Source organism: Buchnera aphidicola (Pemphigus immunis), assembly GCF_964059115.1.
In the GTDB taxonomy this organism is placed as follows: Bacteria; Pseudomonadota; Gammaproteobacteria; order Enterobacterales; family Enterobacteriaceae; genus Buchnera_C; species Buchnera_C aphidicola_C.
Genome location: NZ_OZ060408.1, coordinates 183,101 through 200,630, shown reverse-complemented (window position 1 = coordinate 200,630; position 17,530 = coordinate 183,101). Strand labels below are relative to the sequence as shown.

Sequence of the window (17,530 nt, the reverse complement as noted above, 5' to 3'; positions counted from 1 at the left end):
TATAGTATTCAATATTAGAAAATTTTTTTAGTAACTGACTAATATCTATTTTTTTAAAATAATTATTTCTTTTTTTTATATTTTATTACTGTGTCTTTAATTATTTCTTTAAGAGTACCATTTTTAAGCATTTCCATAATTATATTACATCCTCCAATCAGTTCTCCTTCTATCCATAATTGAGGAAAAGTTGGCCAATTAGCGTACTTTGGTAATTCAGTTCGAATGTCTGGATATTTTAAAATATCCACGTATGCAAATTTTTCTCCACATGCAGATAATGCCTGAACTGCTTGAGCAGAAAATCCACATTCTGGTGCATCAGGAGTTCCTTTTATATAAATTAAAATTGGATTTTTTTCAATTTGACTCTTAATTTTTTCTAAAACATTCATATTCTAATTCCTTAAAAATATTCTTAACAAATTTATACATTTTATACTCTCTTATAATATTATATCTATAAAACAGACTATTAATATTATTTTCTCAATATCTATAAATAAATTTTAAATATCATAATTAACGTTATAAAATAATATTTTTAAATGAAATAAATAAATGCATCTTTTTTATTTATCTTATTAATATAAAAAAATCACCCTTTTATTTATAAAAACAATATTTTTAAAATAAAAATAATATATAGACTATTTTATTTTATTTTGTCATAATATAAAAATAACTCTGGGGCTGTTTTGGATTCGACAAGATTATCGAAAACTAAAGTGCATGCCGAGGAACGGTTTGCCTCGTTAAAAGCCGTAAAAAACAAATGCAAATCAAAAACATTACGCTTTAGCAGCTTAATAAACTATCTAAAGCCCTTCAATCTAATTTATTCTCTTAAAATTAGATTTCAAAGAAGGTCAAAATTATAGAGATTCGTATAAACCCTTCGCTTAAAAGAGATATACGTTAAAATTAACTTAAGCAAAAATCTTATTTTAAGTCTATAAAAAATAAGAATATTTTTTATTAAAAAATAGACTAAGCATGTAGTACTGAAGTTATAGAAATTTTGGACGCGGGTTCGACTCCCGCCAGCTCCATTTCATTTATATTTAACATTTAAAATTAAAACATATAAAATATGTATTTTATACTAATTAAAAAAGTTTTTTGACCAATTTAATTTAGAACTTAATCTATCGAAATAGTTATAATTTTTTGGATGAATAAAATTAAGACAATAATGACTTCTACGAATAAATATTTTATCTCTATTATTAACAGATAATACTCTTTGACTATCACAACTAATTTTTAAATTTTCATAATTATCTGAGAATTTTAGACAAATTTTACTATCACTACTAATTACTAACGGACGAGCTGATAAGGTATGAGGAAACATAGGAATCAACACAACCGCTTCTAAAGATGCAGAAAGTATTGGTCCGCCAGCTGAAAGTGAATAACCTGTCGAACCAGTAGGAGTAGAAATAATTAAACCATCTGACCTCTGAGAAAAAGCAAAATTTTCATCAATATAAACTTCAAATTCTATCATATGAGCTACTTTATCTGCATGTAAAATAACTTCATTTATAGCTGTATTAACATAACATTCTCCATTTTCCTTACATATTTGAATCTCCAGTAAAAATCTATTCTCTAATATATATTTTCCAGATAAAACTTCTGATAACTGTTCCAATACTCTATCAGGATTTAAATCGGTAAGAAAACCCAAATTCCCTCTATTTACACCAATTATTTTTATATTATAACCACACAAGATATATCCTGCACATAATAAATTACCGTCGCCTCCTACAACTATAGCTAAATCACAATGCTGACCAATTTGCGACAATGTACCAACAATAGGTTTCTTAATCGATAATAATTGTTCTGCTATTTGATATTCAATCATTACTTTATAACCTTGCTTCATTAACCAATCATAAAGTGTTTTATGTGTTTCTAATGATTGAGCATTGCGAGGAACACCTACTAAACCAATATAATGTAAAAATGATTTCATTTATTTTATTTTCCTAATATTAAAAGTAAGTTTTTTTAATAAAATAATCTTGAAAATTTTCTTATAACCCTCATACTAAATTAATTAACAAATTTAATATAAAAAATAGAATATTTTATGAACAATCAAAAATCAGAATCAAAAAATGAAAACAAAATTAATACAGATAAATTAGAATTAAATACTGAAAAAAAAAATAAATTAAACACAAAAAATGATCAAAATAAAACTGATATAAATAATAAAAAAGATAAAATTATAGATATAAGAAAAAAAATATCAAAAATGAAAAATGATATCACTGATATAAAACTACGAGGACAAGCAAAAATAGAAAATATAAGAAAAAAAAGTGAACAAGATATAAAAACAATAAAAAATGCTCAACTAGAAAAATTTGCAAAAAAAATACTCCCTATCATTGATTCTTTAGAAGAAATATTGAAAATCGCTGATCAAAAAAACAATCAAGAATCAATTATGGTACAAGGTATCAATTTAACTTTAAAATCTATGTTAAATATTATTTCAAAATTTGGTATAAAAAAAGAAGGAAAAAAAAATACAATATTCCAATCATATTTACATCAATCTATATTGAGTAAACAATCTAACAAAATACAACCCAATCATATTATTTCTGTAATACAACATGGTTATACATTAAACAGTACTATATTAAGAAAAGCTAAAGTAGAAGTATCTGTTTAAAAAATTTGTCTTTTTAAAAAACTATACCATTGAAATCAATAATACATTGTTACTAACATAACCAATTAATAGGTGTTTTACCTTGTTTTATTAATATCTGATTAGCAATAAAAAAATGGCGGCATCCAAAAAACCCACGATAAGCTGATAAAGGTGATGGATGCGACGCCTGTAAAATATAATGTTTTTTACTATTAATAATACTAATTTTACTTTTAGCACTACTACCCCATAATAAGAAAACCACACCACTTAAATGTTCATTTATTACCCTAATTACTTTATCTGTAAACAATTGCCAACCAATCTGAGAATGAGAAGCTGGTTTTCCAGATTCTACTGTTAAAATAGAATTTAACAAAAAAACACCTTGTTTTGCCCAATTATTCAAAAATCCACTCTGAAAAATATGATCTGATGAAAAATTATCTAATATTTCTTTATATATGTTTTTTAAAGAAGGAGGAATAATTTCACCTAAATTAACAGAAAAAGCTAAACCATGTGCTTGTTTATAATGATAATATGGATCTTGTCCCAAAATAACTACTTTAATAGAAGTAAATCGAGTTAATAAAAAAGCTGTAAATATATCTTTATTAGGTGGATAAATTGTTTTCTTTAATCTTTCATTGGATATAAAATGAATTATATCTAAAAAATAAGTTTTTTTTTTCTTGTTTTAATAAATCGTACCAATTTAAATTATTATTTGACATAATTACTCCAATATAAGCGAAAATTATTTAATAATAAAAAATAATTCTATTAATTAATATATTTATATATAATGAAAATATTTTCGAAATATATCAATAATGAACTATTGTAAATAACATTGTTAAGCTTAAATTTAAAATATAATATGAATTAAAAATATATCATATTAAATATTTTTTAATAAAAAATGAGGAAAAAATGATTCTAGTTACTCAAAAAGCACCAAATTTTACAGCTCCGGCAATTCTTCACAACGGTGAAATAATCGAAAATTTCAATTTTAAAAATTATACCTCCAATACATTTGCTGTATTGTTTTTTTGGCCTATGGATTTTACATTCGTTTGTCCTTCAGAAATTATAGCATTTAATCAATTTTACGAAGAATTTAAAAATCGTAACGTAAAAATTGTTGGAGTATCATTTGATTCGGTTTTTGTACATAACGCTTGGCGTAATACCCCTATCAATAAAGGTGGAATCGGACATATTAAATATACCATGGTTTCAGATGTTAAAAGAAATATACAAAAAATGTATGGAATTGAACATCCTGATTTAGGAATGGCACTAAGAGCATCATTCTTAATAGATGTCAATGGTATTATTCGTCATCAAGTAATTAATGATTTACCTTTTGGTAGAAATATAAAAGAAATGATACGTATGATAGATGCTGTTCAATTTCATGAAAAAAACGGTTCAGTTTGCCCTGCTCAATGGGAAAAAGGTAAAGAAGCTATGGAAGCATCTCCTTCTGGAGTATCTAAATATCTAAGTAAAAATATAAATTATTTGTCTTAGAATAATTATATAAAATTACCAGAATAATTTAATATTTTTAAAATATGCATTATAAAATAAAAATGTTAAAAAAGCTAAAAAGCTATTAACAAAAAATATAATGCATATTTACTTATACTAATTTGTGATTATTAAATAAAATTACTATCATCTGATACATCAATATCAGTATCTATGTTGTCATCATTTACTGAAATCATATCATTATCAACATTTTCATGAAAATTAGAATTATTATTCTCAATATAATGATCATTAATATCATGATTTTCTATATTAGAATCTAAATTTTTTTCTGAAGAAATATTTACGTTATTTAAAAAATCTTCTCCAGAACTCTTATGTTGAAAAAGATTCATCAACATATTACCCATAATCATACCACCAGCTACACCTGTTGCTGTTTGTAAAGCACTTCCAAGAAAACTACCTATACTACTAGAACTACTAGGTGTAGATATATTTCCTGTAGGTATATTGTTAATTGGTAATGAATTATAATCTAGTTTACCTGATGTATTACCCCAAGCATTTTTTATATTATTTGGTGGAGATGTTACATTACCGGAACCAAATAAACCAGATAAAAAACTGGTAGAATTATTTTTATTTTCTTTTTCTTTCATTAATGAAACTTCAGATTCTAATTGATTGTTACGTTCATTAAGTTTCTTGATTGCTTCTTCTTGTACCAAAATAATTTGAGTCATATAATAAGGAGCATTCTGTTGTTTCGTTAACAATTCTTGAATTAATTTTTCAGCTAATGAATCTCGAACTGAAGTTTTTTTTTCTACGTTTTCTAATCTTTCAAAAAGATTTTCTATTAAAATTTTTTCTTTTTGTTCCATAATTAACCTATGATCAAAATTTTATGTTTTAATAAATGTACAATATTTCTTAAAAAATATTTTTTAATTTATATTTCTAATAATAAAAAATACAAAAACATTATTGTTATTTAATATAATATATATAATAAAATAATTTATATATTTTATATATTTATAAAATAAAATTTTTATTAAATTTATCACAAAATATATCAACATATGATTTATTTTCAATATAAAATATTAATAAATTTATCACTGTTAAAAATTATTATTAATAATCAATACTCTTCATGTTATAATTTTAATAAAAAATTGAAATACATAATTATAAATCATTAATACTATCAAATAACAACATTTTATTAAAAAATTAATATTTTTTTAAAAATAATTTTTTGACATATATAAAATTAAATTAAAGACTAAACATGATAACATAATTCCTTATTAAAAAATAAAAATGAACCTAATTTATTTATCATTTATAAAAATATTTCTTTAAATTAAAATTTATCTTTTCATTCACTGAATATGTCCATTGTGGTATCATTTGTTACTCTTAATTCTATAAATAATTTACAAAGAGACGATGCCTCTATGAAAAACCTTACTAAAAAAATTGTACAGGTTGATATTGAAGAAGAGTTAAAACACTCTTATCTAGATTATGCTATGTCAGTTATTATTGGTCGAGCTTTACCAGATGTAAGAGATGGTTTAAAACCAGTACATAGACGTATACTTTTTGCTATGAGCATATTAAGTAACGACTGGAATAAACCATATAAAAAATCAGCTAGAGTAGTAGGAGACGTAATAGGAAAATACCATCCTCATGGAGATTCAGCAGTATATGATGCAATAGTAAGAATGGCTCAAAATTTTTCATTACGTTATATGCTGATAGATGGTCAAGGTAATTTTGGTTCTATAGATGGAGATTCTGCTGCTGCTATGCGTTATACAGAAATAAGAATGTCTAAAATTGCGCACGAATTGCTGAAAGATTTGAAGAAAAATACTGTTCCTTTTATACCTAATTATGATGATACTGAAAAAATACCTGAAGTTCTACCAACTAAAATACCAAATCTTTTAATTAATGGAGCTTCAGGAATTGCAGTCGGTATGGCTACAAATATTCCACCACATAACCTAATTGAAGTTATTAATGGATGTTTAGCATATATAGAAAATAACAATATTAATCTAAAAAAATTAATGGAATACATACCAGGACCTGATTTTCCAACAGCTGGAATAATCAATGGTCATTCAGGTATAGAAGAAGCTTACAAAACAGGAAAAGGAAAAATATATATTCGAGCACGTACTAAAATAGAAAAAAATGTAAAAACACAAAAATCCAGTATTGTTATTAATGAAATTCCTTATCAAGTAAATAAATCTCGTTTAATAGAAAAAATCGCCGAATTAGTAAAAGAAAAAAGAATTGAAGGAATCAGTGCACTAAGAGACGAATCTGATAAAGAAGGTATGCGTATCGTCATTGAAATTAAAAAAGACGCAATAGCAAAAGTAGTTTTAAATCAATTATATTTACTGACACAATTACAAACTTCTTTTGGCATAAATATGGTTGCTCTATGTCACGGACAACCAAAAATTTTATCTCTAAAAGAAATATTAGAATCTTTTACTGCTCATCGTAAAGAAATAGTAACTCGTCGTACAATTTTTGAATTAAAAAAATCACATAAACAAGTTCACATTATTGAAGGATTAATCTTAGCATTATGTAACATTAATAAAATTATAGAACTTATTAAAAAATCAAAAAATTCATCAATTGCTAAAACTTTTTTAATGACTAATTACTGGACTTTAAAAGATAACATTTTATTACAATTTAAAAAAAATAATGTAAGCGCATTGTCAAATAATGAAAAAAAAATTAAATCTACTAACCAAAATCGGTATTTATTAACTGAAGTACAAGCACAAGCTATCTTGGATTTACGTTTAAATAAATTAACTAATTTAGAACAAGATAAATTAATAAAAGATTACAATACTATTACAAAAGAAATTTTAGAATTAACTGATATTTTGAATAATCCTAATCGTATGATTTCTGTAATCCAAGAGGAATTAGTTTCAATAAAAAATACTTTTGGAGATAAAAGAAGAACTGAAATTAAAGAAAATACCTCAGATATTAATGTTGAAGATTTAATTACCAAAGAAGATGTTGTAGTAACTTTATCACATTCAGGGTACGTTAAATACCAACCTTTATCAGATTACAATGCACAAAAAAGAGGAGGAAAAGGTAAATCGGCAGCAAAAATAAAAGAAGAAGATTTTATAGAAAGTTTATTAGTTGCCAATACTCATGATACTATTCTTTGTTTCTCTAGCACAGGAATACTATATTGGATGAAAGTATATCAATTACCCGAAGCAAGTAGACATGCTCGAGGTCGTCCTATCGTTAATCTTTTACCTTTAAATAAAAAAGAAAGAATTACAGCAATACTACCAGTAAAAAAAAATCAAGACAATAACATTAATATTTTTATGGCTACTGCAAATGGAATAGTAAAAAAAACTGCTTTAAGAGAATTCAGCAGACCTCGTAGTACGGGAATTATTGCCATTAACTTAAAAGAAAATGATGAATTAATAGGAGTAGCTTTAACCAATGGAAAAAATAATATTATGTTATTTACTTCTACTGGAAAAGTTGTGCATTTTTCTGAAAAATCAGTCAGAAACATGGGACGTACAGCTTCAGGAGTGAAAGGAATAAAAACTCATAAAAAAGACCAAGTAGTATCTTTAATTGTCCCTAACGGAAAAGGAAATATTTTAACAGTAACAGAAAATGGTTATGGAAAAAGAACTAAGATTTCTGATTTTCCTATTAAATCACGAGCAACACGAGGAATAATTGCAATTAAAATAACTAAAAAAAACGGCATAATGATTGGAGCAATTCAAGTACTAGAAAACAATCAAATTATGATGATTACCAATGCTGGAACGTTAGTAAGAACCAGGGTATCAGAAGTTGGTATTTTAGGAAGGAATACACAAGGTGTTATTTTAATACGTACTACAGAAAAAGAAAAAGTAGTGGCTTTACAAAGAGTAAATAAATCTTATTTATCCGAAAAAATAGATACTATCCATGTAACATAAAATTAATATACATTAAAATATTATAATACTATTACAAAAATATTGTATTTAAGTTTATTTTATATTTTTTTGTTTTTTAATAATTAAATTTTTGATATTCGTATATATTGAAATTTTTTATAAAAATAAATTATTAACCTTAAAATACTATTTTCTTCTTTAACATAACAAATATTTAAATTAATTAAACATTAAATATTTAAAATAGGTATATAGTCTCACATGCATCATAGTTTATTTATAACCAAACGAGATGGCAGAAAAGAACCCATTAATTTGGATAAAATTCATCGAGTTCTAACTTGGGCAGCAGCAGGCCTAAATAATATTTCCATATCTCAAGTAAAATTAAGTTCACAAATACAATTTTATAATGGCATTAAAACTATTAATATTCATGAAACTATCATTAAAACTGCAGCAGATCTTATTTCTGAAGATACGCCAGATTATCAATATATGGCCGCCAGATTAGCTATTTTCCATCTTCGTAAAAAAGCATATGGTCAATTTGAACCTCCTTCTTTATATACACACGTAAAAAAAATGGTTAAAATAGGAAAATATGATGAACGTTTATTAATTGATTACTCATCTCAAGAATATGCAGTCATGAACTCTTTTATTAATCATTGGAGAGATATGAATTTTTCTTATGCAGGAGTTCAGCAATTAGAAGGAAAATATTTATTACAAAATAGAGTAAATGGTAAAATTTACGAAAGTGCTCAATTTCTTTACGTTCTTATTTCTGCTTGTTTATTTTCTAGTTATCCTAAAGAAAAAAGAATGAATTATATTAAAAAATTTTACGATGCTATTTCTACTTTTAAAATTTCTTTACCTACACCTATCATGTCTGGTGTTAGAACTCCTAGTCGTCAATTTAGTTCTTGCGTATTAATCGAATGCGCAGATACCCTGAATTCAATTAACGCTACTAGCAGCGCTATTATTAAATATGTTTCTCAAAGAGCTGGTATCGGTATTAATGCTGGACAAATTCGAGCCATTGGCAGTCCTATTCGATCAGGAGAAGCCTTTCATACAGGTTCTATTCCTTTTTATAAACATTTTCAAACAGCCGTGAAATCATGTTCACAAGGTGGAGTAAGAGGAGGAGCTGCCACTTTATTTTATCCTATTTGGCATTTTGAAGTAGAAAATTTACTTGTACTAAAAAATAATCGAGGAATAGAAGAAAATAGAGTAAGACATATAGATTATGGATTACAAATTAATAAATTAATGTATCAACGTATGATATTAGGAAAAAATATTACTTTATTTAGCCCTTCAGACGTACCTCATCTATATGACACTTTCTTTTCTAATCAAAATATATTTGAAAAATTATATGTTCAATATGAAAATGATATACATATCAGAAAAAAACATATAAAAGCAATTGATTTATTTTCACTTATAATGCAAGAAAGAACATCTACCGGACGTATATATATTCAAAATGTTGATCATTGCAACACACATAGCGCTTTTAATCCTAATATTGCTCCAATTCGACAATCTAATTTATGTTTAGAAATTACATTACCAACAAAATCTTTAAATGACATTCACGATAAAAACGGTGAAATAGCACTTTGTACTCTGTCTGCTATAAATTTAGGTAGTATAAACAATCTTAATGATCTGGCAGATCTTACTACTCTTATAGTTAGAGGACTAGATGCAGTACTTGATTATCAAGATTATCCCCTTTGTAGCGCTAGAAGAGGAGCAAAAGGAAGAAGATCATTAGGAATCGGAGTTATTAACTTTGCTTATTATTTAGCAAAAAATGGAGTTCGTTACTCTGATGGATCTGCTAACAACTTGACACATAAAACTTTTGAAGCTATTCAATATTATTTATTAAACGCATCTTGTGAACTTGCAAAAGAAAAAGGATCTTGTCCTTGGTTTCATCATACCACATATTATCAAGGTATTTTACCAATAGATACCTATAAAAAATACATAGATACCATATGTGATGAACCACTACATTTAAATTGGGAGTTACTTAGAAAAAAAATAAAAAAATATGGATTACGCAACTCGACATTATCAGCAATTATGCCATCTGAAACATCATCACAAATTTCTAATTCTACTAATGGCATAGAACCACCACGAGGTTATATTAGTATTAAAGCATCAAAAAATGGTATGTTACGCCAAGTAATTCCTGAATATAACAAACTAAAAAAAAATTATGAACTACTATGGAATATTCCCAACAATAAAGGTTACTTACAACTTGTTGGTATTATGCAAAAATTTATAGATCAATCTATTTCAGCTAATACTAATTATGATCCTAAATTATTTCCTAACGGGAAAATTCCTATGAAACAATTACTAAAAGATCTACTGATTGCTTATAAACTAGGAATAAAAACATTATATTATCAAAATACTAGAGATGGTGCAGAAGATAATCAATCTATTTTTGCAACTCCTACACAAGATGAAAATTGCGATAGTGGAGCTTGTAAAATATAAAATTATACTTTTTATAAAAAAACTTTAATAATAAATTTAGATAACAATATATAATATATAGGATAAAAACCTCATGACATATACTACATTCTCAAAAAAACAAAATAATCAATTATGTGAACCGATGTTTTTTGGACAACCAGTCAATATTGCCAGATATGATCAACAAAAATACAATATTTTTGAAAAATTAATAGAAAAACAACTTTCTTTCTTTTGGAGACCTGAAGAGATAGATCTTTCTAAAGATTTTATTGACTTTCAAAACTTACCTAAACATGAAAAACACATTTTCCTTAGTAATTTGAAATATCAAACTCTTCTAGATTCTATTCAAGGTAGAAGTCCTAATGTTGCTTTTTTACCAATAGTGTCTATTCCTGAATTAGAGACATGGATACAAACATGGTCTTTTTCAGAAACAATCCATTCAAGATCATACACTCACATAATAAGGAACATTATACATTCGCCATCATTAATATTTGATGATATTATCGTAAATAAAAATATTGCTACACGTGCAAAAGATATTTCTTATTATTATGATAGTCTTATTACGATGACTAGCTATTGGCATCTTTTAGGAGAAGGTATCCATGTAATAAAAAATAAAAAAATTAATATTAATTTAAATTTATTGAAAAAAAAATTATATTTATGCTTCATAAGCGTAAATGCATTAGAAGCTATTCGATTTTATGTTAGTTTTGCTTGTTCTTTTGCTTTTGCAGAAAAACAAAAAATGGAAGGAAATGCAAAAATAATCAGATTAATAGCCAGAGATGAAGCTTTACATCTTAATGGAACGCAACATATCTTGAACATTTTTAAAAATGAAAAATATAATGAAGGAATGCATAAAATAGTTTTAGAATGTCAAAAAGAAGCATTAGCATTATTTAAATTAGTAGCTTATCAAGAAAAACAATGGGCTGAATATTTATTTCAAGATGGTCCTATGTTAGGTTTAAATAAAGATATTCTTTGCCAATATATAGAATATATTACTAACGTTCGAATGAAAGCAATAGGACTAAAACCACCTTTTAAAATAAATGTTAATCCTATTCCTTGGATTAATTTCTGGTTAAATTCAGACTATGTTCAAAATGCACCTCAAGAAGTAGAACTGAGTTCTTATTTAATAGGACAAATAGATTCAAAAATTAGTGATTCTGAATTTAACGATTTCAAATTATAAAACATGAAAAAAATTAACATTAAAATATATAAAAAAAATTATCAAATAAAAAGTAGTAAAAAAAATAAAACTCTTTTAGAGATATTAGAATACTACAATATAAAAATTGACTATCAATGTAGACAAGGATACTGTGGATCATGTAAAATAAATTTAATTAAAGGTACTGTTATTACATCTCTGAAGTCTCAACCTATAGTTTATCTTCATCCAGGAGAAATTCTTCCCTGTTGTTGTAAAATTAAAGAAAATATTGAAATCAAAATATAAAAATTATTTTTAGATTTTAAATCTAATTGATTTTAAGAATATAAAAAATGATTATACATTTATAGCAACATAGATTGAATAGCTGTAATTGCTATTGTATAAATTATATCTTCAATCATAGCACCTCGTGATAAATCATTCACTGGTTTTTTAAAACCTTGCAAAATAGGACCAACAGCAATTACTTTTGCTAAACGTTGAACAGCTTTATACACTGTATTACCGGTATTAAGATCTGGAAATATTAATACATTTGCACAACCAGCAATACAAGATTCAGGTGCTTTTAAAATAGAGACTTCTGGAACCGTAGCTGCATCATATTGAAGAGGACCATCTACAATTAAATCCGGACGTTTTTGTTTTACTATATATGTCGCTTTTCTGACTTTATCCACTGTCTTACCAAATCCAGATGTATATGTTGCATATGAAATCATAGCTATTTTGGGATCTATTCCAAATAATTTAGCGGTATCTGCTGATTGAATAGCAATATCAGCTAATTCATTAGAATTAGGTTCAACATTAATTGCACAATCTGCATATATTAATATTTTATTTGATAACAACATGAAAAATAAAGAAGATACTAAAGAAAAACCTGCTTTCATTTTAATAAACTGTAAAGCAGGTCGAACAGTGTTTGCTGTGGTATTCATTGCTCCAGCGACTATACCATCAACATCATTATTATCTAACATCAAAGTTGCTAAAACTATATTATCTTTAATCATTTCTTTGGCATGTAAAACAGTCATTCCTTTATGGCTTCTTAAGCTAACTAACCTTTTTACATACTTATTTCTTATTTGCTCAGGATCAATAATATTGTTATATTTGTTCAACAAAATTCCTTCTTTTAACGCTATATCATATATTTTTTTAGGATTTCCTAATAATATACAATCAGCAATACCTTTTTTTTGACAAATAAATGCAGATTTAATTATACGACCATCATAACCTTCAGGTAATATAATTCTTTTTTTTTCTCTACTTGATAATTTTATTAAACGATGAAAAAACAAAGTAGGACTTATGTTCTTATTTAATACTATCGGTTTTTTTAAAGATGATAACCAATCACGACTAATACAATCAGAAATATGTTTTTTTATTTTCTCTAATCCTATAGAATCTTTAAAATTAACTTTTAAATTAAAAGAATATAATTTTGATAATGTTTTTAATGTATTCATATTTACTGACAAAATAGGTATACGAATTTCTTTAAAAATCTCAAAAAAAACAGTATTCTTATGCTTGGAATCTTTCATTCCAGTTAATAAAATTAAAACAACCTTACTTTTTTTTATTTCATCTAAAAACTTTTTTGTTACACATTGCAATTGATCAAAAGGAATTATTAAAACAGAATTTAAAATTCTATCATCTTGTATAATAGAATAATATCGATCAAATAAAAAAATCTTTTCTATAAAACAACAATTTATTTCACCTGTACTAATTATATATACATCTAAAAACTTAAAAAAGTAAATTATTGGTATTTTAATTAATTTTTCACTAAATGGAATAATAGCTAACAATTGTAATTTATTGTTTTTTAAAAAAAAATATTTATTATTATAAAGAGAATCATAAGTACTTATATTTTCTATTTCTATATTATTTTTATCTTCGTTTAAAAAACATATTTTGTTATCAATAATTTTTTTATGAGTTTTATTAATAATGATACCTGCATTTTTTAGGTCCTTTTCCTCTTCAAAAACTTTTTCTAAAAAATATGTACATTCTACCAACGAATTATAAATTTTATTATCTTCTTTAATGATAAAAATCATTTCAGAATTTAACATTTTTGCAATCTCATAATTTAATATATTAGATAATATACCTATTTCATTAGGTAAAAATCCTTCTATCACTATAATATCATATTCTTTTTTGTATTTATTAAACTGAGTAAAAATTCTATCTAGTAATATATTAATATAATCGATATTAAAAAAAGATTCTGTATACACTAACTTAATAGGTTTAATGCAAAAAATAGAATCATTATTAAGAACTACACTTGTGGTATTACGCTTAACTTTATTATTATGATATTCGACAACAGGTTTAAAAAAACAAACATTTAAATTTTGATCTGTTATCGATTTTATTAATCCAATAGTAACAGCTGTACATTCAACATGATTTCCCACTGGAATTAACATAATATTTCGTAACATTAAATACCTCTCATAATTTTAAATTATATTTAAAATGTAAAACATATTTATTCTATTTAGTTATTCATTAATCTTATTAATTAAAGAAATCGTTTCTTGCGCTATTATCAAATCTTCATTACTAGGAATAACTAAAATTGGCATGGTTCCTTTTAAATTTATGAATCCACAAAAACCAGCTCTTACTTGCAAATTACGTTTTATATCTATCTTAATTCCTAATAAAGATAATTTAGATAAAGTCAATTCTCTGACTAATACAGAATTTTCTCCAATTCCGCCTGTAAATACAACAGCATCTAATCGACCTTCCATCAAAGAAGTATAACCTGAAATATATTTCGCTAATCGATGACAAAAAATATCAATCGATCTTTTTGAATTTTTATCATAATAATATTTATTTTCTGCATAACGAAAATCACTACTTTTACCATTTAATCCCAACAAACCAGAATCTACAGTTAAAATTTTATAAATTTCTTGTATTGAAATTCCTAACTTATTGTTCATAAAAAAAATAATAGCAGGATCAATATCTCCACTTCGAGTACCCATTACTAAACCTTCTAAAGGAGTTAATCCCATTGAAGTATCTACACATAAACCTCGACAAATAGCAGCTACAGAAGCACCATTACCTAAATGACAAGAAATAATATTTAAAGATACTAATGATTTATTTAATATTTTTCCAGTCTTATAAGTAATATATTGATGACTAATACCATGCGCTCCATATCTTCTTATATTATAATCAGTATAATAAAAATAAGGTATTGCATACAAATAAGATGATTCTGGCATAGTTTGATGAAAAGCTGTATCAAATACAGCAACATTCTTTTTAGATAAATTAGGTAAAAGATTTAAAGTGGTTTTAATTCCACAAATATTCACAGGATTATGTAAAGGAGCAAAACAAGAAGCCTCTTCAATATAATTAATCACTTTCTTATCTATAAGAATAGATTTTTTTAGTTTTTCTCCTCCGTGAACTACTCGATGTCCTATTGCAACAATAGACCGAAATAATTTTTCTTCTTTCTTTAAAATTTTTTTAAAAACAAAGTTAAGGGCCATTATATGTGATGTTTTTTCTTTCAAAACATATTTATGTTGAATAGAATTATTAGTCCAAATAACACATGATTGTGGTAATAATAAAGAATCTACTATACCAAATAAAATTTTTTTACCATTATTAGGATTAATAATGGAAAATTTCAAAGAAGAACTACCGCAATTTAATACTAATACCAATTGATTTAACATTTATTAACCTATTTCAAAAAAATAAAGATAATATTGAATATAAAAAATATAATGTAAAAATTAATTTTTATATTATTAAAAATAGAAACTATTAATTCTTATTTTTTTTAATAAGGTGCAAATTAAATAATACCGACATTTAATAATATTTCATTAATAAATATTTAAATTTAAAATAAAATATAAAATTAAAAACATTATTATTAAAATATTATAAGTAAAAATTAAAAATCATTTAAATTTTAAAATACACCTTACATGCTTGAAAAAATTGGAATATACTTAATTTTAAAATATTATTAATCATTACCCATTAATATGATTTTAAAATTAACCAAAATTCAGATTAAATATAATTTAATACCATTAATTTTATTAACTTATATAAAACAATCACCATTAAAATAAATCATCATCTATTAAAAAATGAGATATGATTAAAAATCATGAGATATGATTTTTAATCATATTTAAAATAATAAAAATATAAAATATAAATAAATACTATTTTTTATTAAAAATAGTATTGTATAACAGAATATAAATATATTACAGAAAATATAACGAGGTTGTACTAAAGATAAAAATAGAGGAAGCGATATCAATATGTCCTATCGCTAACCTGAAAAAACGTCAAGGAGAAAAAAACACCAAAATTTCTTAATAAACCTTACTTAATCTGTGTCTCTAACATTGTATTATCAATCTTAAAAATAATATTTTACAGATACATATGTTAAAAATTTAATATTCTAATATAAATGTTTGTTTAAAAGAGAAACTAAGATTTTAATATATATTAATAGAATACATATTTATAAAAATATGAATATAAAAAATATACTCAAATTACTGTTATAAAAAATATTTTTATCAATTATGCTAATATATATAAATAAGCATTATTAAAAAATTAATGCAATATTATTCTCCTTTGTTCTATAGAATGAATTTGTACTTTTATAATTTCACTGATTGGATCTTCAGGACAATGTTCTACAAAATAAACTAAATCAGTTAAAGCAATATGATTACATTCTAAATGAGCATAAATTAATCCTCGATCACGAATTTCATAAGGATCGTCGGGATTAATTTTTAATAATACATTACTAACATTTAATGCTAATTCCATTTTTTTTTCTTCCATAAGTGCTGATTTTAAAGTATCTAATATCTTTCTCATAACGGCAGAAGAATTAGCTTCATATAAATCATTTTCATACAATTCTGTGGTAGGACTAATATTCCCTTTTAACCACACTCCTAAAATATGTTCATTTAAAGTTTCACCATTAAAAGGATTTATTAACCATACTTCATTATCATTTTTATCAGAACGTAAAATTAATTGAGTTGGGAAAATAACAGGCATTAATGGTAATTCTAATTTATGAGCAATATGCAATAATATTATTCCTAATGATACAGCTGTTCCTTGACGTGTTTTTAACACATGATCTAACCATAGTACATCTGAAAGTAAATATTTTCCATCAGCTCCTCCAAATTTCCAATGATGATAAAATAATTCAATTAATTTTTTTAACTGATTAGTTTTATTAGTTTCGTTAGAGATATACGACCTGGCTTCATCTATTCTATCTTGCAATTCAGAGAAAACATCTTCTGAAGGAAAATCTTTACGAATAGTCCGAAAAGCAGTTATAATAGTCTCACAAAGTGGTGATTTAGAAAAATCAATATTAACAAATGATGTCATATTATTCCCAATAATAATATTTTTATAACTTACTGTAAATATATGATTTTAAAAATAAATTGACTAAAATACGTGTACTTTCTTCGCACTAAACACTAGTTTTATTTTTTCAATTCAATA

13 protein-coding genes and 1 other RNA gene are annotated in these 17,530 nt (G+C 24.8%); 7 read left to right on the top strand and 7 right to left on the bottom strand.

Annotated features, from left to right (window positions below; genetic code table 11):
* Window positions 1-62: 62 nt before the first annotated feature.
* Window positions 63-395, bottom strand: a complete 333-nt coding sequence (gene grxD / locus AB4W77_RS00865) for a Grx4 family monothiol glutaredoxin (RefSeq protein ID WP_367681594.1) — start codon at window positions 393-395, stop codon at window positions 63-65.
* 294 nt (window positions 396-689) lie between these two features.
* Between grxD and ssrA the strand changes: the two genes are divergently transcribed.
* Window positions 690-1,055, top strand: a transfer-messenger RNA (tmRNA) gene (gene ssrA, locus AB4W77_RS00860).
* Window positions 1,056-1,105: 50 nt separating this feature from the next.
* Here ssrA and nadK read toward each other — a convergent pair.
* Complete coding sequence (gene nadK, locus AB4W77_RS00855) at window positions 1,106-1,990, bottom strand: NAD(+) kinase (protein WP_367681593.1); 885 nt, start codon at window positions 1,988-1,990, stop codon at window positions 1,106-1,108.
* Between the two features lie 117 nt (window positions 1,991-2,107).
* On the opposite strand from nadK, the gene grpE reads away from it, so the two are divergent.
* Entirely contained in the window at window positions 2,108-2,701 is a 594-nt protein-coding gene (gene grpE, locus AB4W77_RS00850) for a nucleotide exchange factor GrpE (protein ID WP_367681592.1), read from the top strand.
* Between the two features lie 52 nt (window positions 2,702-2,753).
* Here the strand turns inward: grpE and ung are convergent, their stop codons facing one another.
* Window positions 2,754-3,341 (bottom strand): uracil-DNA glycosylase, encoded by a 588-nt coding sequence (gene ung / locus AB4W77_RS00845; RefSeq protein WP_367681670.1) that lies wholly within the window; start codon window positions 3,339-3,341, stop codon window positions 2,754-2,756.
* A gap of 278 nt (window positions 3,342-3,619) precedes the next feature.
* Between ung and AB4W77_RS00840 the strand changes: the two genes are divergently transcribed.
* Window positions 3,620-4,225, top strand: a complete 606-nt coding sequence (locus AB4W77_RS00840; protein ID WP_367681591.1) for a peroxiredoxin C — start codon at window positions 3,620-3,622, stop codon at window positions 4,223-4,225.
* 131 nt (window positions 4,226-4,356) lie between these two features.
* Here AB4W77_RS00840 and AB4W77_RS00835 read toward each other — a convergent pair whose 3' ends face one another.
* Complete coding sequence (locus AB4W77_RS00835; protein WP_367681590.1) at window positions 4,357-5,076, bottom strand: DUF2076 domain-containing protein; 720 nt, start codon at window positions 5,074-5,076, stop codon at window positions 4,357-4,359.
* Window positions 5,077-5,658: 582 nt separating this feature from the next.
* Between AB4W77_RS00835 and gyrA the strand changes: the two genes are divergently transcribed.
* The 4 genes from gyrA (at window position 5,659) to yfaE (ending at window position 12,208) form a co-directional block, all read left to right on the top strand.
* Window positions 5,659-8,226, top strand: a complete 2,568-nt coding sequence (gyrA, locus tag AB4W77_RS00830; protein WP_367681669.1) for a DNA topoisomerase (ATP-hydrolyzing) subunit A — start codon at window positions 5,659-5,661, stop codon at window positions 8,224-8,226.
* Window positions 8,227-8,448: 222 nt separating this feature from the next.
* Window positions 8,449-10,734 carry a class 1a ribonucleoside-diphosphate reductase subunit alpha gene (gene nrdA, locus AB4W77_RS00825; protein WP_367681589.1) on the top strand — a complete coding sequence of 762 codons (2,286 nt, stop codon included), beginning with the start codon at window positions 8,449-8,451 and terminating at the stop codon, window positions 10,732-10,734.
* Between the two features lie 73 nt (window positions 10,735-10,807).
* Complete coding sequence (gene nrdB, locus AB4W77_RS00820; protein ID WP_367681588.1) at window positions 10,808-11,938, top strand: class Ia ribonucleoside-diphosphate reductase subunit beta; 1,131 nt, start codon at window positions 10,808-10,810, stop codon at window positions 11,936-11,938.
* 3 nt (window positions 11,939-11,941) lie between these two features.
* Window positions 11,942-12,208 carry a class I ribonucleotide reductase maintenance protein YfaE gene (gene yfaE / locus AB4W77_RS00815; RefSeq protein WP_367681587.1) on the top strand — a complete coding sequence of 89 codons (267 nt, stop codon included), beginning with the start codon at window positions 11,942-11,944 and terminating at the stop codon, window positions 12,206-12,208.
* Window positions 12,209-12,267: 59 nt separating this feature from the next.
* Here the strand turns inward: yfaE and pta are convergent, their stop codons facing one another.
* The 3 genes from pta to sirB1 form a co-directional block, all read right to left on the bottom strand.
* Window positions 12,268-14,412: a phosphate acetyltransferase gene (gene pta, locus AB4W77_RS00810; RefSeq protein ID WP_367681586.1), complete on the bottom strand. Its 2,145-nt coding sequence runs from the start codon at window positions 14,410-14,412 to the stop codon at window positions 12,268-12,270.
* A gap of 60 nt (window positions 14,413-14,472) precedes the next feature.
* Window positions 14,473-15,687 carry an acetate kinase gene (locus tag AB4W77_RS00805; RefSeq protein ID WP_367681585.1) on the bottom strand — a complete coding sequence of 405 codons (1,215 nt, stop codon included), beginning with the start codon at window positions 15,685-15,687 and terminating at the stop codon, window positions 14,473-14,475.
* A 913-nt stretch (window positions 15,688-16,600) separates the two neighbouring features.
* A complete protein-coding gene (gene sirB1, locus AB4W77_RS00800; RefSeq protein ID WP_367681584.1) occupies window positions 16,601-17,410 on the bottom strand; it encodes an invasion regulator SirB1 in 810 nt (269 codons plus the stop codon).
* Window positions 17,411-17,530: the final 120 nt, after the last annotated feature.

What these genes read in the sequence shown, in the direction of transcription:
- nadK (WP_367681593.1), bottom strand. Translation starts at nt 1,990, where the DNA reads ATGAAATCATTTTTACATTATATTGGTTTAGTAGGTGTTCCTCGCAAT.
- grxD (WP_367681594.1), bottom strand. Translation starts at nt 395, where the DNA reads ATGAATGTTTTAGAAAAAATTAAGAGTCAAATTGAAAAAAATCCAATT.
- AB4W77_RS00835 (WP_367681590.1), bottom strand. Translation starts at nt 5,076, where the DNA reads ATGGAACAAAAAGAAAAAATTTTAATAGAAAATCTTTTTGAAAGATTA.
- nrdB (WP_367681588.1), top strand. Translation starts at nt 10,808, where the DNA reads ATGACATATACTACATTCTCAAAAAAACAAAATAATCAATTATGTGAA.
- sirB1 (WP_367681584.1), bottom strand. Translation starts at nt 17,410, where the DNA reads ATGACATCATTTGTTAATATTGATTTTTCTAAATCACCACTTTGTGAG.
- yfaE (WP_367681587.1), top strand. Translation starts at nt 11,942, where the DNA reads ATGAAAAAAATTAACATTAAAATATATAAAAAAAATTATCAAATAAAA.
- grpE (WP_367681592.1), top strand. Translation starts at nt 2,108, where the DNA reads ATGAACAATCAAAAATCAGAATCAAAAAATGAAAACAAAATTAATACA.
- gyrA (WP_367681669.1), top strand. Translation starts at nt 5,659, where the DNA reads ATGAAAAACCTTACTAAAAAAATTGTACAGGTTGATATTGAAGAAGAG.
- nrdA (WP_367681589.1), top strand. Translation starts at nt 8,449, where the DNA reads ATGCATCATAGTTTATTTATAACCAAACGAGATGGCAGAAAAGAACCC.
- pta (WP_367681586.1), bottom strand. Translation starts at nt 14,412, where the DNA reads ATGTTACGAAATATTATGTTAATTCCAGTGGGAAATCATGTTGAATGT.
- AB4W77_RS00805 (WP_367681585.1), bottom strand. Translation starts at nt 15,687, where the DNA reads ATGTTAAATCAATTGGTATTAGTATTAAATTGCGGTAGTTCTTCTTTG.
- AB4W77_RS00840 (WP_367681591.1), top strand. Translation starts at nt 3,620, where the DNA reads ATGATTCTAGTTACTCAAAAAGCACCAAATTTTACAGCTCCGGCAATT.